The following is a 19,774-nucleotide window of genomic DNA, read 5'->3' as shown; positions in this document are numbered from 1 at the left end:
TGGCAACTGGCAGAGGAAGTGGTATATTTGTCGGGTTGCTTTGGCGAGGGAGGCCTTCCGTCTCCGTGATCGACTCGGCGTGATTGTCATCGACCTCCTTACGGGATGGCCCTGGAATCCGACGCGGCGATGCGCCAGGATCGGCACAGGCCGATCCTTTACCAACCAAGGAGGAAACAACATGGCGAATACCATCCAGCTCACGGGAGAAGTCCGCGACCAGTTCGGCAAGGGCGCAGCCCGCCGTATGCGCGTGGCCCAGGAGATTCCGGCCACCATCTACGCCGGTGGTGCCCAGCCCGACTACATCAAGCTTCCTATGCGTGAGACCACCCTGGCTCTGCGTCGCGCCAACGCACTGTTCAGCATCGAGTTCGATGGCAAGACCAAGATGGCCGTCGTCAAGGACGTGCAGCGCAACCCGGTCAAGCGCCAGGTGGAGCATGTCGACTTCTACGAGGTCCGTGCGGGCGAGAAGGTCACCGTTGAGGTTCCCGTCTTCATCAATGGTGAGACCAAGGGTGCCGCCGTTGCCTTCATCGACACCCAGAACCTTCAGGTCCGCGCCGATGTCTCCAACCTGCCCGAGCGCATCGATATCAGCGTCGAAGGCCTGTCCGACGGCGACAAGGTCCTGGCCAAGGACATCAAGCTGCCCGAAGGTTCCGAACTGATCATCGACGATCTCGAGGATTCCATCGTCTCTGTCGAGATCCCGAAGGAAGAGGCCGCTGCTCCTGAAGCCGGTGCCGCCTCTGCCGAGGGTGGGGCCGAAGGTGCGGCCTCTTCGGAGGAGTCCGCCGAGTGATTCACCGGTAGCCTTACTTCCGGGGCCGGATTGGCGTGTGTAGCCTTTCCGGCCCCTTTGCTTATTCGGACACCATGCGGATGGCCTCGGTCAGAATGTGAAACATGAAACTCCGCATCCTGGTGTCTATGTCATAGTTCCCTTAACGGCCGCCGTCATAAGCGCAGCGCCCAACAACCCAACCAGCAGTGAGAAGAAGTGGCAAGAATGGCAGATCAATCACATCATGAATCGGCAGCACTGGAGAGCATGGCGAGTTCCTTCCGGGTTGTGCCCAACGACCATCCGGCCAGCGACGAAGAGCGAGCCGGGCTGATCGACAAGCCGGCTTTCGGGCAGCTCTTTTCCGACAATATGGCCCACATGAGGTGGACCCAGGATGAAGGATGGGGTGATCGCAGAATCGAACCTTATGGTCCGCTGGCCCTGAATCCGGGAGCCTCTGTGCTGCATTATGCCCAGGAAGTGTTCGAGGGGCTGAAGGCCTACCATCACGAGGATGGCTCCATCTGGCTCTTCCGTCCTGATGCCAACGCGGAGCGATTCCATAATTCCGCCAAGCGTCTGGCCCTCCCGCCCCTGAGCAAAGAGGACTTCCTTGGCTCGGTGGCGGCCCTGGTCCGACAGGATGCCGGTTGGGTCCCGACGCGTCGCGAGTACACCCTGTATATGCGTCCCTTCATGTTCGCCTCGGAGCCCTTCCTGGGTGTGAGGGCCCCGCATGAGGTTGATTACTGTGTCATCGCCTCGCCATCCGGCCCTTATTTCGCAGGTGGAGTCAAACCGGTCAGCATCTGGGTTGAGGACAAGTGGTTCCGCACAGGCCCCGGAGGCACCGGTTTCGCCAAGTGCGGCGGTAACTACGCCGCCTCCCTCCTGGGAGAGCAGCGAGGCAAGGCCGAGGGGTGCGAACAGGTCTGCTTCGTCGATGCGGCGAGCAAGACCTTCCTGGAGGAACTGGGGGGCATGAACATGTTCGCCGTTCACAAGGATGGACATCTGGAGACCCCCAGCCTGACGGGAACCATCCTCCCGGGAGTGACCAGGAACTCCCTGATCCAGCTGGCCAATGACCAGGGACGCGACGTAGTGGAGACCATGATCCGTCTCCAGGACCTTCTTGAGGACATCAGGTCGGGTGAGGTCACCGAGGTCTTCGCCTGCGGAACCGCAGCCATCATCACACCCATCGGTCGCTTCAAGTCGGAGGAGTTCGACGTCCAGGTCTCCGACGGTGGCTCAGGCCAGGTCACCATGGATCTGCGCAACGAGCTCCTGGGCATTCAGCTGGGTGAAAAAGAGGACCCGCACAACTGGATGTGGAAAGTCTGCTGAGACTGATTTGAGAGCGGACGGCGGACCGGTATTCTTCGAGAATACGGTCCGCCGTTTTTATGTGGTTTCAGTTTCTGCAACCGGCATGTGGCGGACAGACCTCCGTTAGGCTTGGACCGAATACAGACCGGGGCCGGTTCAACCTGGCCCGTTTGAAAGGCAGGGGCATGAAGACCGTCTTGGAGGGCAATCTGATCTTCCTGGCCATCGAGTATCTGGGTATCTTCAGCTGCGGGCTTGCCGGTGGTCTGGCCTCTGTACGCAAGCAGTTCGACATCATATCCATCCTTCTGGTTTCCTGGATCACGGCCCTCGGGGGAGGAATCGTCCGTGATGTAATGCTGGGGCAGGTGCCGCCGGTTGGCATCACGGACAAGGGAGCCGTGCTGGCAACCATCCTCTCCGGCCTGGTCGTGGCCGTGGCCCATCCCGAGATAGACCGAATGAAGTGGCTCCTCCTTGTCACCGACGCCATGGCCCTGGGGGCCTTCGCGGTCAACGGCACGGCCAAGGCCCTTGGTCTGGGAAGCGGCGGGATGACGGCCATGTTCCTGGGGATGGCCACAGCCCTGGCCGGTGGTCTTCTGCGGGATGTCCTCCTCAACCAGATACCGGCGGTCATTCAGGACAAGCATTGGTACGCCATGCCATCATTGATAGGCTGCTTCCTGACGCTGGTGGTTGTGCGGTGCCGGGAACGGGGGCTCTACACCACTGAGGTTGAGATGCTGCTGGAACTCTTCGTCGTTGCTCTGATTGTGGCCCTCAGGTTGCTCTCGGTCAGATTCGACATCGTCATCCCCGGGGCGGTCAAGCGCAGCAAGGCCCATCTGCCGATGAGCGATGAACAGATAGGTGCGGCCATCAGGCACATGCTTCGTGGAAGGTCGGATCTGAAAGTGACCATATCGTCCAAGCGCTCGGTTCACCGTCGTCGGGGCATCAAAAAAGACCACCATCCCAGCGCTTAGGATGGTGGTCCAGTTCGGTTCGAAAACCGGTGAGGTCAGAGCGCGTTGATGGCGGTGGCCAGACCGGACTTGCGGTTGGCGGCCTGGTTGCGGTGAATCACACCCTTGCCGGCGGCCTTGTCCAGGCGGCGGGCGGCAACCTGGTAGGCGGCCTGTGCGGCCTCCTTGTCACCTGCATCCACGGCCTTGCGGACGGAACGAACGGAAGTCTTGATGGCGCTCTTGACTTCCTTGTTGCGCAGGTGTGCCTTCTCGTTGGTGATAACCCGCTTCTTCTGCGACTTGATGTTTGCCAATGTTGCTCCAAACGATGTATGTAATCTGTACAGACAAGCGTAAATACTAGCACGGGTTGCGGATAAGAAGCCGCTCCCGGAGGATCATGGCCCAGGGCATCGGCTAGAATCGATAATCCAAGCTTAGATAGGAGAACAGCCCGGTGGAGCATGCCAAGAATCAACCAGGATTCACCGACCAGTCGCTGATCCGTAATTTCTGCATCATCGCCCACATCGACCATGGCAAGTCCACGGTGGCCGACAGGATCCTGCAACTGAGCGGAATCGTATCTCAGCGAGAGATGCATGACCGCTTCCTGGACAGGATGGACATCGAGCAGGAGCGGGGAATCACCATCAAATCCCAGGCGGTCCGCCTTCCCTGGATGAAAGACGGCACGGAGTACACCCTGGGCATGATTGACACCCCGGGCCACGTTGACTTCACCTACGAGGTATCGCGCGCACTGGAAGCCTGCGAGGGGGCCGTCCTTCTGGTGGACGCCACCCAGGGTATAGAGGCACAGACCCTGTCCAACCTGTATATGGCCCTGGATGATGATCTGACCATCATTCCCGTCCTGAACAAGATCGACCTTCCCTCTGCCGAGCCCGACAAGCACGCCGAGGAAATCGCCAACCTGATCGGATGCGATGTGGACCAGGTCCTCCGCGTCTCGGGAAAGACCGGTGAAGGGGTAAGGGAGCTGGTCGACAGGATAGTTGATGAGGTCCCCCCTCCCGAAGGCGACCCCAAGGCCCCGGCGCGGGCATTGATTTTCGACTCCGTCTACGACTCCTATCGGGGGATTGTGACCTACATCCGCATGGTGGACGGGGAGCTCAAAGCCCGGCAGCGAATCCGGATGATGAGTCTGGGCACCGTTCACGATCCCATCGAGCTCGGCGTGATCAGCCCCGATATGACACCGACCAAGGCTCTGGGGGCCGGCGAGGTGGGCTACGTGATCACCGGCGTCAAGGATGTCAGCCAATCCAAGGTCGGCGACACGGTAACCTCCGAGGCCAACCCGGCGGCAGAGCCGCTACCTGGGTATCAGGACCCCCAACCCATGGTCTATTCGGGTCTCTTCCCGATTGACAACGCACAGTTCCCCGAGCTCAGGGACGCCCTGGACAAGCTCAAACTCAACGATGCCGCCCTGGTCTACGAACCTGAGACCTCCGTGGCCTTGGGCTTCGGCTTCCGGTGCGGATTCCTCGGGTTGCTCCACATGGAGATTGTGACCGAGCGCCTGAGCCGCGAGTTCGACATGGATCTGATCGCCACAGCCCCCAACGTCACCTACCAGGTGACCATGGAGGACGGGAGTGGACACCTGGTCAAGAACCCCAGCGAGTTCCCGGAGGGGAAGGTCAGGAAGATCACCGAGCCGGTGGTCAACGCCGACATCATCACCCCCAAGGAGTTCATCGGGTCGGTGATGGAACTCTGCCAGGATCATCGTGGACAGATGGGGACCATGGAGTATCTGAGTCCTGAACGCGTGGAGATGCACTACAAGATGCCCCTCGCCGAGATTGTCTTCGACTTCTTCGACCAGCTCAAGAGCCGGACCAAGGGGTACGCCAGCCTGGACTACCAGAGCGCAGGCACCCAGTCGGCCGAACTGGTCAAGGTCGATATTCTCATCCAAGGAGAAAAGATCGATGCCTTCTCGGCCATCGTCCACAAGGACAAGGCATACTCCTATGGAGTCATGATGACCAAGAAGCTTCGCAAGCTCATACCGCGGCAGCAATTCGAGATTCCCATCCAAGCGGCAATCGGATCAAGGATCATCGCCCGCGAGACCATCAGCGCCTTGCGTAAGGACGTGCTTGCCAAGTGCTACGGCGGCGACATCACCCGAAAGCGCAAGCTCCTTGAAAAGCAGAAGGCAGGCAAGAAGAGGATGAAGATGCTGGGGCATGTGGAGGTTCCCCAGGAGGCCTTCATCGCGGCCCTGAGCACCGAGCAGGCCAATGACCGGGATACCAAGGATAAGATTCGCGCAGCGGCCAAGAAGGAGGGGTGAGGTGGAGGAACGGCCTCCCTTCGAGGTTTACATCCATGTTCCCTTCTGCCTGAGGCGTTGCGGGTACTGCGACTTCAATACCTATACGGCCACCGACCTGGGCGGGGGAGCCAGCAGGGGAAACTATGCCGATCTTGCCATTCGCGAGATGCGGATGGCAAAGGCCTGGCAGGAGTCGCGAGGTATAACCGAGCCGGCGATATCCTCTATCTTCTTCGGCGGCGGTACCCCCACCATCCTCCCGCCTGGCGATCTTGTTCGGATGGCTCGTGCGGCAGGTGACCTCTGGGGCCTCGAAGAAGGGGCTGAAATCACCACAGAGGCCAATCCCGATACGGTTGATTCAGCCTATTTGGAAACCCTGCTTCGTGGTGGGTTCACCAGGGTATCCTTCGGGATGCAGTCGGCTGTCAGTGACGTACTCAAGACCCTGGACCGTACTCATACGCCGGCCAATGTAGACGCCAATGTACAGGCTGCGCGGTCCCTGGGACTCGAAGCCAGTGTGGATCTGATCTACGGGACGCCGGGGGAGAGTCTTGAGGATTGGCGGACCAGTCTTGAGGCGGCCTTGGACCTCGGTGTTGATCATGTCTCGGCCTATGCCCTGACCCTGGAGCCCACCACCAAGATGGGCAGGGCGGTGGCCGCAGGCCGTCTTCCCGGCCCCAACGATGACGACGAGGCCGCCAAGTACGAGTTGGCCGATGACCTCCTGTCGGCGGCCGGCCTCGGATGGTACGAGGTGTCGAACTGGTCCCGACCCGGATACGAGTGCAAGCACAACCTTGGGTACTGGCACAACGTGGACTGGGCAGGCATAGGGCCGGGGGCCCATTCCCACTACCTTCCGGCTGAGGCGGGCAATGAGCGCCGTGGCGATGACCTCCAGAACGTATCGGCCGCGAGTGCTCCCGCGTCGGGATTCCGCCGTACCAACTCCCCGGAAGTCGCCTCAACGGGGAGTGGAGAACTCCAGGACCCATGCAATATCGACGGCACGGCATCACCGGGAGCTGTGCGGGATAATGAAGTGACCCTGCCCTGGTGGCAGCGTCCCCATCCCGACTCCCATGAACTGACGGGCGCCTCGCTACGCTCTTGGGACATCTCCCATCCCAGGGCCTGGGCCGAGAGCATGAGTCATGGCCTGATCCCCTGGCAGGGGGCGGAAGTGCTTACCGGATCCCAAAACCTGGAGGAAACGGTCATGCTTGGGCTTCGTCTGAGCGAGGGGCTGGACCTGAATAGGCTTGAAACCATGTCGGGCCGCCGCCCCTCCCGGGAAGTCCTGCAGGGGTTGATTCATCAGGGTCTTGTCGAAGTGGCTGGCCCAAGGGTCAGAGCCACCCGGCAAGGCAGGCTGCTGAACGACCTGGTCGTCGAGCGGGTGCTGGAGTCCATCGGAACCTGGTAATCGGCGGGTGGGCGTTCCGCCCGGCCTTTTCATCTTGCGTCGCCTGAAACGCGACCTTCGGTTCTCCGATTGTATGGAAAGAGGCAGTGGAGATTCCACGGGCCGCACTTCCGATAAGTAACACGGTTGTGATACGCGGATGGGTTATTCTATGAAGTCACTACTACTCTGTCGCCGAATGGGGCATCCGAAGCGTCCCCGTCGTGCTACCGGTCCAAGAATGGGGTGATTGCGGTGTCCTTCCAGGCTCCTCTTGATCTGCACGTCCATCAGCCCCGGGGTCTTTATGACCCCTCTGCGGAGCATGATGCCTGCGGTATCGGCATGGTGGCCACCCTCAACAAGCAGGACGAGCGGAGAATCATCGACGAGGCCATCCAGGTTCTGGTGAACCTGGACCATCGAGGTGCCGTGGGTGCCGAGCCCAACACGGGCGACGGGGCGGGAATCATGATTTCCATGCCCGACCTGTTCATGAGGAACAGCCTGGATGTCGATCTGCCTCAAGCAGGTCACTACGTGGCGGGCCTGGCCTTCCTTGACAGGGATCCGGTCAAGGCCTCGGAGGAAGAACAGGCCATTGCCGCCATTGCCGTCGAAGAGGGGCTGGAGGTCCTGGCCTGGAGAGTGGTTCCCACAAACCCGGATGGTCTGGGTCTTCAGGCCCTTTCCACCATGCCCCTCTTCAGAACCCTGGTCCTGCAGGATGCCGACCAGGCCCGACGGAGCGGTATCGATCTGGACAGGCTTGCCTATCGGGTCCGCAAAAGGGCCGAGCATGAAGTCGGCGTCTATTTCGCCTCCCTTTCCTCCAGGACCATCACCTACAAGGGAATGCTGACCACCATGCAGCTGACAGGGTTCTTCCCTGACCTGTCGGACCCGACGATGAAGGCCCGGGTGGCCATCGTCCACTCCCGCTTCTCCACCAACACCTTCCCATCCTGGCCCCTGGCTCAGCCCTTCCGACTCATTGCCCATAACGGGGAGATCAACACGATTCAGGGGAATCGGAACTGGATGTCCGCCAGAGAGGGTCGTCTCAGGTCCGAACTTCTGGGCGATATGGAGCCACTCCTGCCCATCACCACCCCGGGGGGATCCGATTCCGGCACCTTTGATGAGACCTTGGAACTCCTCCACCTGGCCGGTCGCTCCCTGCCGCACGCCATATCCATGATGCTCCCGCCCGCATGGGAGAAGGACCCGGACATGGACCCCGACCTGAGGGCCTTCTACGAATACAACAACACCCTGATCGAGCCTTGGGACGGCCCTGCTTCAATCGTCTTCACGGATGGGCGTCTGGTCGGTGCCCAGTTGGACAGAAACGGACTGCGTCCCGGGCGCTGGCAGGTCACCGACGATGGACACCTGGTTCTGGCTTCCGAGGCCGGGGTGCTGGATAAGACCCCGCAGGATCACATACTGAGGAAAGGCCGCCTCGAACCAGGGAAAATGTTCCTGGTGGACACGGATGAGGGCAGGCTCATCTCCGATGATGAGATCAAACACGAACTGGCCAGTAGCCATCCGTATCGCAAGTGGGTGTCCGAGAACACCTTCTGCCTTGACGACCTTCCCGAGCGTGCCCATGTCAACCACTCAAGGGTTTCGGTGCAGCGTCGTCAGCGTGCCTTCGGCTACACCCAGGAGGATCTGAAGCTCATCCTTGGACCCATGGCCCAGAACGGTGCGGAGCCGATAGGCTCCATGGGCAACGATGCGCCCATCGCCGTCCTGTCCGACCGGTCGCGGATGCTGTTCGACTACTTCACCCAGAAGTTCGCGCAGGTCACCAACCCGCCCCTGGACTGGGAGCGCGAGGAGGTTGTGACCAGCATCGCTTCCGCCATCGGTCCGGAACCGAACCTTCTGGAGGATCTGCCACAGCACGCCAAGAAGATTCGCATAGATCTGCCTGTGGTTGATTCCGACCAGATGGCACAACTGAAGCGTCTGGAGCATGCCAGCATTCTGGGCGGCCATTACAAGCCCTATCTGGTGCGCGGCCTCTATCAGGTTGCCGGAAAGGGACCTGCCTTGAAGGAGCGTCTGGACCAGATATTCCAGGAGGTTGATCAGGCCATAGCGGTAGGCAGCAACGTGCTGATTCTCTCGGACAGGGATTCCAACCACACCTGGGGGCCCATCCCTTCCCTTCTCTTGACCAGCGCCGTCCAGCATCACCTCCTGCGTAGCCACACCCGAACCCAGGTCTCCCTGGCGATCGAAGCCGGCGACGTGCGTGAGATACATCATGTTGCCCTGCTCATTGCTTACGGAGCCGCCTGTGTAAACCCCTATCTGGCTTTGGAATCGGTGGAGAACCTCGCCAATTCAGGCTATCTGAGTGTCACTCCGGACCAGGCCTCCGCCAACCTGGTCAAGGCACTGAGTACCGGGGTCCTCAAAATCATGAGCAAGATGGGCGTCAGCACCATCATGTCGTACCGGGGAGCCCAGCTCTTCGAGGCCATAGGACTCAGCCAGGAGGTGATCGACCGGTACTTCACCGGGACCACGTCGCGGGTGGGAGGCATAGGTCTCGACGAGATAGCGGAAGAGGTGGCCATCAGGCACCGGGTGGCCTATCCCAATCAATGGACCGCCAGGCCCCACAGAAACCTCAAGACCGGAGGCGATTACAAGTGGCGCCGCACCGGTGAAAACCATCTGAACGACCCCCAGGCCATCTTCCTCCTTCAACAATCGACACAGCGTGGCGACTACGGGCTGTTCAAGGAGTACAGCCGTTATGTCAATGACACCTCCAACAGGATCATGACCCTGCGCGGACTGATGAAGCTGGTCCCCAAACGTCAACCGATTCCCCTGGACCAGGTGGAGCCCGCTACTGAAATCGTCAAGCGGTTCTCCACCGGAGCCATGAGCTACGGGTCCATCTCGCAGGAGGCCCATGAGACACTAGCCCTGGCCATGAACCGTATAGGGGCAAGGTCCAATTCCGGTGAGGGCGGTGAATCCCAGGACAGGATCGACGATCCGGAGCGGACCAGCAGGATCAAGCAGATAGCCTCTGCACGGTTCGGGGTCACCAGCGACTACCTGGTTTCGGCCACCGACCTGCAGATCAAGTTGGCCCAGGGAGCCAAGCCCGGCGAGGGTGGACACCTGCCCGGGGCAAAGGTGCCGCCCTGGATAGCGGAGGTGCGCCGTGCAACCCCCGGTGTTGAGCTGATTTCCCCTCCTCCCCACCACGACATCTACTCCATCGAGGATTTGAAGCAGCTGATTCACGACCTCAAGATGGCCAATCCCAAAGCCCGGATCCACGTCAAGCTGGTTTCCGAGTTCGGTGTGGGGACTGTCGCCGCCGGTGTAGCCAAGTGCCATGCCGATGTGGTCCTGATCTCCGGTCAGGATGGTGGAACCGGGGCGGCCCCCCTGAATGCCATCAAACATGCAGGCACCCCCTGGGAGATTGGTCTTGCGGAGACCCAGCAGACCCTGATCATGAACGGGTTGCGGAGCAGGGTGGTCGTCCAGTGCGACGGCGAGCTCAAAACTGGTCGAGATGTGGTCGTAGCGGCACTTCTCGGGGCTGAGGAATTCGGGTTCGCCACCACCGCCCTGATGGTGGAGGGGTGTGTCATGATGCGCGCCTGCCAGAAGAACACCTGTCCCCAGGGCATAGCCACGCAGGATCCGGAGCTTCGAGCCAGGTTCCAAGGCAAGCCCGAGCACGTGATCAACTTCTTCATGTACATCGCCGAGGAGGTACGCGAAATCCTGGCTCAGCTTGGATTCGCCACCCTTGAGGAGGCGGTGGGTCATGTGGAGTGCCTGAACCAAGACAAGGCGGTAGAGACCTGGAAGAGCCAGGGCATCGATCTCGCCCCGGTGCTTGTGCAACCCGGTCCCACACCTGGAACCATCCTTCATCACACCGAGGATCAGGATCACGAACTGTCCGGCTCCATGGACAGGGGGCTGATAGAGATGGCTCGCCCGGCCCTGGAACGCAAGGAGCCGGTCCGGATCGAAGAGCCTGTGAGAAACGTCGACAGGACCGTCGGTACCATGCTGGGGTACGAGATCACCCGCAGATACCGTGCCGAGGGGCTTCCGGAAGACACCATCGACATCACTCTCCATGGGTCTGCCGGACAGTCGGTGGGTGCCTTCATTCCCAAGGGTGAGACCATCAGGGTCTATGGCGAAGTCAACGACTATGCAGGCAAGGGGCTCTCCGGCGGATGCCTGGTCGTCAGGCCCGAGGAGGGTATCCGGTTCGATCCGCACACCAATGTCATCTGCGGGAACGTGGCCGGTTTCGGCGCAACGTCAGGTTCCATGTATGTGGCAGGCCAGGCCGGAGAACGATTCGCCGTCAGAAACGGTGGTGGCCGCTTCGTGGTTGAAGGTGTTGGAGACCATGGTTGCGAGTACATGACCGGTGGGACCGTGGTCGTCCTGGGGCCGACCGGACGCAACTTCGGTGCCGGTTTCTCCGGTGGGGACGTTTACGTCCTGGACCTGGATATGACCAAGGTCAACCCCGAGGCCAAGGAGAACGGATCTCTGAAGTTCCTGGTCCCCGACGAGAGCGATGCCGAGGAGCTATTCGGCCTGGTCAAGTCCCATGCCGAGCAGACCGGTTCCGTCACGGCCGAGACACTGGTGCGCAACTGGACCGCATCCCTGCGCCGCTTCACCCACGTGGTCCCGAGGCAGTATCTGGCCATGAAGGAGGCCATGGAACTGGCCCGACGGAACCAGGTGGACTTCAACGCCCCGGGTGTTTGGGAGCAGACATACGAGCAGGTCATGGAAGGAGCTCACTGACATGGCAGATCCCAAAGGATTCCTCAAGGTCCGTACCCGGCATGAGCTGGCGGAGCGACCCGTCGCCGAGCGGCTCCGGGACTGGAACGACGTACATGCCGAGTCGGGTCTTCAGCCCTGGACGACCGAGCAGGCGGCCCGCTGCATGGACTGCGGCACCCCCTTCTGTATGACCGCATGCCCCCTGGGCAACATCATTCCCGAGTTCAACGACCTCGTGCGCCAGGGCAAGTGGGACGATGCCTATGACCGCCTCTCGGTGACCAACAACTTCCCTGAGGTGACCGGAAGGATATGCCCGGCCCTGTGTGAATCCTCCTGTGTCCTCTCCATCCACCAACCGGCAACGATGATCAAACTGGACGAACAGACCATCATCGACCAGGCTTGGAAACTCGGACTGGTGCGTCCCAAGCCCCCGCAGCGGCTGACTGATATGACCGTTGCCGTGGTGGGTTCTGGTCCCGCTGGACTGGCCTGTGCCCAGCAGCTGACTCGCGCCGGTCACACCGTGGTCGTCTATGAACGGGCCGATGCCATAGGCGGACTGATGCGGTACGGGATTCCCAATTTCAAGTTGGAGAAGTCTCTCCTGGACCAGCGCATCCAGCAGATGGAATCAGAGGGGACCCGCTTCCATACAGGTGTTGAAATCGGGCGCGACATCGGCTGGGACGAACTGCGCTCGCGGTATGACGCCGTGGTAGTGGCGATCGGATCCACGGTCCCCAGGAAGGTCGACCTGCCGGGTGGTGGCCTGGAGGGTATCCACTACGCCATGGACTATCTGCCTGACCCCACCCGTGAACTGATGGGTAAGGCGCCGCTGCACAACATCGATGCCAGAGGCAAGGACGTGGTCATCATCGGGGGAGGGGACACGGGTTCCGACTGCCTGGGTACGGCCCTGCGTCAGGGAGCCAGGTCTGTCACGGTCCTTCAGATACGTCCCTGTGAACCCACGGAACGCCCGGACGACCAGCCCTGGCCCACCTACGCGAGGCTCTACCAGAAGACCACTTCCATGGCTGAAGGCGGTACCTATGAGTACAGCGTCGACAGCCTGGAGTTCCTGGACAGGGACCAGGTACTGCGCTCCTCCGGGTTGGACGAGGGCGATCCCCGGGCCCGGGTCGACAGGGTCATGGCACCTGCAGGGTTTGAAGAGGACGGGCAGGGCCATATCAGCGGTGTCCGAGTCGTCAAGGTGGAGGAGGATGACCTGCATCACCTGGTTCCCGTCGAGGGGACCGAGCGGGTACTACCGGCCGACCTGGTCTTGATTTCCGTGGGATTCGCCCACCCTGAGACCGGTACCCTGACGGATCAGACGCAGGTGAACCTGGACCAGCGTGGAAACGTGGCCCGTAACGACGGGTATGCCACCAACGTTGATGGTCTCTTCTCCTGTGGTGACGCAGGCCGGGGTCAGTCCCTGGTTGTTTGGGCCATCGCCGAGGGACGTTCCTGTGCGGCCTCGGTGGACCGCTACCTGACCGGGGCAACAGAGCTGCCGGCCCCCATCGTATCTTCGCAACGCCCGATGGCTCTTCCCATCGCACGCTAAGATAGGTTGGTACGGTATCCGGATGGTGCGCCACATGCTGGCGGCCATCCGGTTCATTGACGAGCAACGGATTATTGGAGGCGTGCGATGACCAACCGCGCGGAACGCAGGGCACAGGCCAAGCGCAGTCGTAGGGGAGGACAGGACTCATACCGGGGAGCCGATCGCGGCCGGGCCGGAGTGATCGATGAAAGGACCCTCCAGGAGCGCTCTCGCAGGCTTGCGGCGGGTGAAAGCGGGGAATGGAAGCCCAGGGGCCACTCCGAACTGTCTGATGAAAATCCGGTCGGTAACCCCAACTATCGCAATCCCAAGCTGGTCAAGGCCCCTCACTCTCTGCGACAGTGGTTGCGCATTTTCGCCTGGATGCTGATCATCGGCTCGGGCATCGCCTTCCTGGTCTGCATGTGGTTCCCCTCCATTCCGCTATGGGGCACCATCACCATGGCCGGTGTCTTCTGTTTCGGAATCGTCCTGCTCTTTTTCGTTGGAGGCTCATACAAGGACAACCCCAACCTGGACTCCTACGGTACGGCGGTGTGACGAACCCAGGTCCAAAGGTCCGAGATTACTGAGAGGTCGTGGAGGAACATGGCGGGTAGCAAGGGGACTGCAAAGCGCGGGTCGGATACCGTGGAGCGCCGGGAACCTGCCATCAGGCTCAAGGACGTCCAGTACAGGCGTCAGGGACGCATCATCCTCGACCATGTCGACCTTGAGATAGGCCGGGGTGAGAAGTGGGTGCTCTTCGGCCCCAACGGCGTGGGGAAATCAACGCTCATCTCCATGATGAGCACCCGAGGTTTTCCGTCAAGCGGCACCGTTGAAATCCTCGGAAATCGTCTGGGCAAGGTGAACGTGTTTTCCTACCGGTGGAGGATAGGCCTCGCTTCGGCCGAGCTGGCCAAGACCATCAACCCCCAGGAAGACCCTTACGATGTGGTTCTGACCGCCTTCAGCGATACGACGGGCCGGTGGCGTGAAGAGTTCACACAGGGTCAGGAGGATGCCGCCATGCAGCTCATGGACCGGTTCGGTATCGCCTACCTGCGTGGAAAGCGGATGTACAGACTCTCTGAGGGGGAGCGGGGAAGGGTGCTGATATGCCGGGCCCTCATGGCCAATCCTGATCTGCTCATCCTTGATGAGCCAACGACGGGTCTGGACCTGGGTGGACGTGAGCTGGTTCTCAAGGCCCTGAGCCGTATCGGGCAGGAGGACAAGGACAGGACAGTCGTTCTGGTCACGCATCGTCTTGAGGAGATTCCAGAGGGCTTCGACAAGGTGGCCATGATGGGGCGCCGCCCCATGTCGGATTCCGTCCGCGCCCAGACCCCAGGCGATCCGGACCCCGGCACCATAACATTCCAGGGGCCGGTCGAGGAGGGGCTGACAGGAGGCCGACTGAGCGACCTATTCGGCCTGAACCTGAAGGTGATACATGACGAAGGCCGTTGGGGCGCCTTCGCCACTGCAACGGTCTGAAACCAGAGGGACACAGCCCTGCCTCCTGGCTTGATTCCCGCCCCTAAACTCAGCTCAAGGAAAAGCAAAACTCCCTTACATCCTGCTGTTGTACACTAAAACGGTTCTAGTCCTGATAGCGCCGGGGACGCGCATGCTCGGAAGGGTGTTGAAGTGCTTAAGATATGGACCCGCTACTTGAAACCCTACTGGATACAGGTTCTTGTGCTGGTTATCTTCCAAGTTGCACAGACCGCGCTTAACCTCTACCTGCCCAACCTCCAGGCGGACATCATCGACAAGGGCGTGGCCATTGGCGACCAGGGCGCCATTTACCGCATCGGCTGGCAGATGATGGGTGTCACGGCCCTACAGATCATCGCCAACATCGTGGCCGTCTACTACGCCACCCGGCTGGCCATGAGGATGGGATATGAGCTTCGGCGTGACCTGTTCTCCGCGGTCGAAGGATTCAGCCTTAACGAGATAGAGCGTTTCTCTGCGGGATCCCTGATAACCCGAACGACCAATGATGTTCAACAACTGCAGATGACCACCATGCAGACCCTTATGATCATCCTCCAGGCACCCGTCATGCTGGTTGGCGGACTGGTTCTGGCGCTGCGTCAGGACGGCCCGCTCACCTGGTCCCTTGCCGTCATCATCCCGGTGATTCTGGTTATCGCCTTCTTCCTGCTGCGGCAGATGGGGCCGCTCTTCACCCGGATGCAGAATATGCTGGACTCGGTCAACCGACTTGTTCGCGAGCAGATTTCCGGCGTCAGGGTCATCCGGGCATTCGTCAGGGAAAAGACCGAGGCGCAACGATTCGATAAGGCCAACAAGGATGTCTATGACGTTCTGATTTCGACCGGCCGCCTGATGAGCATGCTGGTACCCCTCCTCTGGTTCTTCCTCAACCTCTCCAACATCGCCATCATGTGGTTCGGTGGCAAGCGGATTGAATCGGGCGGGATGCAGATAGGTGCCCTTCAGGCCTTCATCCAGTATCTGATGATCATCCTCTCGGGCCTGGTGATGGCCGCAATGATGTCGGTCATGCTGCCTCGTGCCACCGTGTCGGCAAAACGAATCAATGAGGTTCTTGAAGCGACCAGTGAAATCCAGGCTCCTGAGAATCCGTACAGGCCCGAAAACCCGAAGGGGGTGCTTGAGTTCAAGCATGTCGGCTTCTCCTACCCTGGAGCAGAAGACCCCGTCCTCAGCGACATATCCTTCTCGGCCAGGCCCGGCACCACTACGGCCATCATAGGGGCGACGGGTTCGGGCAAATCAACCATAATTCGTCTCGCCAGCAGGATGTTTGACGTGACTGAAGGTGAGATTCTGGTTGACGGGCACAACCTGCAGGAGTACGACCCCGACCAGTTGGCCACCCTGTTCGGACCGGTGCCCCAGAAGGCCAATCTCTTCACCGGAACCGTCCGCAGCAATATGCTGTTCGGAGACCCCGACGCCAGTGATGAGCAGATATGGCAGGCCCTGAACATTGCCCAGGCTGCGGACTTCATCAAGGAGAACCCGGCAGGATTGGACGCCCGCGTATCCGAGGGTGGCACCAACTACTCAGGAGGTCAGAAGCAACGACTCTGCATGGCCCGAGCCATTCTTCGCAACCCTCTGATCTACACCTTCGACGATTCCTTCTCCGCTCTTGACATGACCACGGACCGGGCCCTCCACCAGGCCCTGGTTCCGGTGACCCGGCACGCCACGCAGATTGTCGTGGCGCAGAGGGCTGCCTCAATCCGTACGGCCGACCAGATCCTGGTCCTTGACCAGGGCCGGATAGTCGGTACGGGTACCCATGACCAGCTCATGAAAACCTGTGCCACCTATCAGGAAATCGTTGAATCCCAAGGAGGACAAGGACCGGACGTGGAGGATCTCAGCATCGACGAAGGGAGGGCCGAGTGATGACGTCGGAGATCGAGATGTCACAGGCCCCCGTACTGCCGAAAGGCGAGCGGAGACATACTGTTTCGCGTCTGGTGCGTTATCTCCTGGCCAGCCCCTGGAGAGCCGTCCTCATGATTCTTGCCGGTATGGCCGCCGTGGCTTTGATCGCCATCGGTCCCAAGATCATGGGCCAGGCCACCAACGTCCTTTTTGAAGGTGTTTTGGGAACGATGCTGGTCAAGATGGGTGTCAAGCCCGGAACGCCCAAGGAGGTTGTCGTCTCCCACCTGGAAAGCAGGGGAGAGGACAAGTTCGCGCAGATGATCGCATCCATGGATGTTCAGGTCGGTGTGGGGATTGACTGGAATCACCTCGCCGCCATCCTGATTTTCGTCACTTGCGTCTATGTGGTCTCCATCCTGGTGCGTCTGGTCCAGAACTTCCTGATGACCAGGCTGGTCTCCGATGCGGTCTACACCATGCGTCGGCAGATCGAGGAAAAGATGGACCGTCTGCCTCTGGAGTACTTCGACCGGACACCGCGTGGCGAGGTCATGAGCCGGACGACGAACGATATCGACAACATCTCGGGCAATCTTCAGGAGATTCTTGGCGAACTGCTCTTCTCGGTCTTTTCGCTCATCGGTGCCTTCATCATGATGCTGACCATATCGCCCCTGCTGACGCTCATTGCCTTCGTCATCATCCCGGTCATGGCCCTGTGTGCTGGCATCATCCTCAAAAAGACCCAGCCCCAGTTCACCCGGCAATGGATACAGACCGGCCAGGTCAACAGCCATGTGGAGGAGATGTTCTCAGGCCACATGGTGGTCAGGGCCTTCGGCCACCAGGAAGCGGCTGAGGCGGAGTTCGAGGAGAAGAACCGCGAACTCTATCAGGCCTCATTCAAGGCGTCCTTCTTCTCGGCCCTGGTCACGCCCATGTCGACCTTCTTCGGAAACCTGAGCTTCGTGGTGGTGGTGATCGTCGGAGGGGTTCACGTGCTGAGCGGAACCATGACGCTCGGTGGCCTCCAGGCATTCACCCAGTACACGCGGCAGGCTTCACAGCCCATCGGCCAGTTGGCCTCCATGGGTACCATGCTCCAATCCGCCCTCGCCTCCTGCAAGAGGGTGTTCGAATTCCTTGATGAGCCTGAGGAGCGTCCTGACCCGGATCACCCCGACCACCTGGGCAAGGATGGCAGTGGACACATCGATGGGCTGGTCCGTTTTGATCACGTCCGCTTCTCGTACAAACCGGAAGAACCACTGATTACGGACCTGACCATCGAGGCCAAGCCCGGCCAGACCATCGCCATCGTGGGCCCGACTGGTGCCGGCAAGACCACCCTGGTCAACCTCCTCATGCGTTTCTACGATATTCAAAGCGGGAGCATCACGATCGATGGGGTGGATATCTCCAAGGTCAGCCGCAAAGAGCTGCGAAGCCACTTCGGCATGGTCCTCCAAGACACCTGGCTGTTCGATGGAACGGTTCGCGACAACCTTCTTTACGGTCTGAATGAGGGGACGACCATCCCTGATGAGCAGATGATCGAGGGAGCCAGGGCCACCCATGTCGATGAGTTCATCAGGAAGCTGCCGGATGGCTACAACACAGTCCTGACTGAGGACAGCAGTGAACTCAGCCAGGGGGAGCGCCAGTTGATGACCATCTGCCGTGCCTTCCTGTCCGACCCCGACATCCTGATCCTGGATGAAGCCACCTCTTCGGTCGATACCAGGACTGAACTTCTGGTGCAGCAGGCCATGAACACCCTCCGCGCGGGCAGGACCAGCTTTGTCATCGCCCACCGGCTTTCGACAATCCGTGATGCCGACCTGATCCTGGTAGTCAACCACGGGTCGGTCGTCGAACAGGGCACACATGCCCAACTCCTGGAGAGGGGCGGAGCCTATGCCTCTCTCTATAACTCGCAGTTCACAGAGGGGAACGAGGAATCCTGATGGGTGTACGACGCGGTCCGCTGACCTATGGCGAGCGAGTGCAACTGACAGACAAAAAGGGCCGGTTGCTTACCGTCATGCTTTCGCCGAACGGGGTTACACAGACCGATAGAGGGTTTCTGCCCCATGACGACATGGTTGGCCTTCCAGAAGGATCGGTCGTCACCTCCATTTCCGCCAGCGCCTGGCATGACCGTCATGTCGGAGACGATACAGACACGGGCGGGAGTGCACCGGCCGAGCGTGACCGCGCCAAGCCGTGGAAGTCGGCGCGGGCCATCGGCGGGTGGCAGTATACGGTCATGCGCCCCAGGTTGGAGGACTTCATCCTCTCCATGCCACGCGGGGCCCAGATCATGTACCCAAAGGACATCGCCCAGGTCATTTCCCTGGGTGATGTCAGGCATGGTATGCGCGTCCTGGAATCGGGAGCCGGATCCGGTGCCATGAGCCTCGGCCTGCTTGATGCCGTAGGGCCGGATGGGTCCCTTACCACCATCGAGGTGCGGCCCGAGTTCGCTCGGGTGGCGATGGGCAACGCCACGGTCTACTACGGGAACAGCCCCGCCTGGTGGAATCTCCTGGTCGGTGATTTCGACACCAGGGCGGCCGGCCTGGACGAAGGCTACTTCGACAGAATCGTCCTGGACATGCTGGACCCATGGAACAGGCTGGATGCCGCTTATCGGGTACTGGCACCCGGCGGTGTGCTGACGGCCTACATCACGACGACCACCCAGATGAGTCGAATGGTCGAGTCGTTACGCAGGAGCGGGCACTGGACTGAGCCCGAGATTCAGGAAACGATGGAGCGATCCTGGAAGGCCGATGGGTTGGCGGTCCGACCGGAACATCAGATGATCGGGCACACCGGCTTCCTGGTGGTAGCCCGGGCCATGGCCCCTGGTCAGACGGCCCTTCAGAAGAAAATCCGGGCCACCAAGGACTACACGACCGACATCGACCAGGTGCAGGAAACACGAAAGGACGACCAGGATCTGGATTCCCTGGAGCTGCGGGATATCTCCGACAGGAAACTGCGCAAGGTCCTTCGTGATCTGGACAAGGAAATCGGCACCATGGACCAGTATCCGGGCCCAACAGAGGAAAGGTCCGACTCGTAGGGGTCGAATCTGTCATAATGGACAGGTCGGCTTTCTTGCGGAGTTGTCGACCCTTCGAAGAGAGGACTCGGA

Annotated in this window: 12 protein-coding genes and 2 pseudogenes; 13 read left to right on the top strand and 1 reads right to left on the bottom strand. The window is 60.4% G+C overall.

The annotated features are described in order from the left end of the window. Positions 1-181 precede the first annotated feature (181 nt). The 3 genes from H3V08_RS03005 to H3V08_RS02995 all read left to right on the top strand — a co-directional run bounded on the left by H3V08_RS03005 (position 182) and on the right by H3V08_RS02995 (position 3,114). A complete protein-coding gene (locus H3V08_RS03005) occupies positions 182-808 on the top strand; it encodes a 50S ribosomal protein L25/general stress protein Ctc (protein ID WP_033490135.1) in 627 nt (208 codons plus the stop codon). A 207-nt stretch (positions 809-1,015) separates the two neighbouring features. Further along, the gene (locus tag H3V08_RS03000; protein ID WP_033490134.1) at positions 1,016-2,143 is read left to right on the top strand and encodes a branched-chain amino acid aminotransferase; all 1,128 of its coding nucleotides are present in this window, start codon (positions 1,016-1,018) and stop codon (positions 2,141-2,143) included. Between the two features lie 167 nt (positions 2,144-2,310). Next, complete coding sequence (locus H3V08_RS02995) at positions 2,311-3,114, top strand: trimeric intracellular cation channel family protein (protein WP_198181545.1); 804 nt, start codon at positions 2,311-2,313, stop codon at positions 3,112-3,114. A 35-nt stretch (positions 3,115-3,149) separates the two neighbouring features. Here the strand turns inward: H3V08_RS02995 and rpsT are convergent, their stop codons facing one another. Further along, a complete protein-coding gene (gene rpsT / locus H3V08_RS02990) occupies positions 3,150-3,410 on the bottom strand; it encodes a 30S ribosomal protein S20 (protein WP_033490132.1) in 261 nt (86 codons plus the stop codon). 143 nt (positions 3,411-3,553) lie between these two features. Between rpsT and lepA the strand changes: the two genes are divergently transcribed. The 10 genes and pseudogenes from lepA (at position 3,554) to H3V08_RS02945 (ending at position 19,702) form a co-directional block, all read left to right on the top strand. Further along, positions 3,554-5,431 carry a translation elongation factor 4 gene (gene lepA, locus H3V08_RS02985; RefSeq protein ID WP_198181544.1) on the top strand — a complete coding sequence of 626 codons (1,878 nt, stop codon included), beginning with the start codon at positions 3,554-3,556 and terminating at the stop codon, positions 5,429-5,431. 1 nt (position 5,432) lies between these two features. Beyond that, positions 5,433-6,848: a radical SAM family heme chaperone HemW gene (gene hemW / locus H3V08_RS02980; RefSeq protein WP_332461773.1), complete on the top strand. Its 1,416-nt coding sequence runs from the start codon at positions 5,433-5,435 to the stop codon at positions 6,846-6,848. 234 nt (positions 6,849-7,082) lie between these two features. After that, on the top strand, positions 7,083-11,657 hold the full coding sequence (gltB, locus tag H3V08_RS02975) for a glutamate synthase large subunit (RefSeq protein ID WP_198181542.1): 4,575 nt from the start codon (positions 7,083-7,085) through the stop codon (positions 11,655-11,657). Between the two features lies 1 nt (position 11,658). Next, positions 11,659-12,729 (top strand): annotated as a pseudogene (locus H3V08_RS02970) (glutamate synthase subunit beta); the annotation flags it as partial. An 84-nt stretch (positions 12,730-12,813) separates the two neighbouring features. After that, positions 12,814-13,224: pseudogene (locus H3V08_RS07650) on the top strand (FAD-dependent oxidoreductase); the annotation flags it as partial. 87 nt (positions 13,225-13,311) lie between these two features. Beyond that, on the top strand, positions 13,312-13,767 hold the full coding sequence (locus H3V08_RS02965; protein ID WP_033496972.1) for a hypothetical protein: 456 nt from the start codon (positions 13,312-13,314) through the stop codon (positions 13,765-13,767). Between the two features lie 48 nt (positions 13,768-13,815). After that, complete coding sequence (locus H3V08_RS02960; protein WP_198181541.1) at positions 13,816-14,709, top strand: ABC transporter ATP-binding protein; 894 nt, start codon at positions 13,816-13,818, stop codon at positions 14,707-14,709. A 153-nt stretch (positions 14,710-14,862) separates the two neighbouring features. Further along, positions 14,863-16,626, top strand: a complete 1,764-nt coding sequence (locus tag H3V08_RS02955) for an ABC transporter ATP-binding protein (RefSeq protein WP_198181540.1) — start codon at positions 14,863-14,865, stop codon at positions 16,624-16,626. Then, positions 16,626-18,578, top strand: a complete 1,953-nt coding sequence (locus H3V08_RS02950; protein ID WP_232340093.1) for an ABC transporter ATP-binding protein — start codon at positions 16,626-16,628, stop codon at positions 18,576-18,578. Before H3V08_RS02955 ends, H3V08_RS02950 begins: the two co-directional genes overlap by 1 nt. Next, positions 18,578-19,702, top strand: coding sequence for a tRNA (adenine-N1)-methyltransferase (locus tag H3V08_RS02945; protein WP_198181539.1), 1,125 nt, complete (start codon positions 18,578-18,580; stop codon positions 19,700-19,702). Before H3V08_RS02950 ends, H3V08_RS02945 begins: the two co-directional genes overlap by 1 nt. Positions 19,703-19,774 lie beyond the last annotated feature (72 nt).

The sequence above is a fragment of the Bifidobacterium sp. M0307 genome (assembly GCF_016100445.1).
GTDB lineage: Bacteria > Actinomycetota > Actinomycetes > Actinomycetales > Bifidobacteriaceae > Bombiscardovia > Bombiscardovia coryneformis.
The sequence above is the reverse complement of the archived record's forward strand: the minus strand, read 5'-3'. Positions and strand labels throughout refer to the sequence as shown.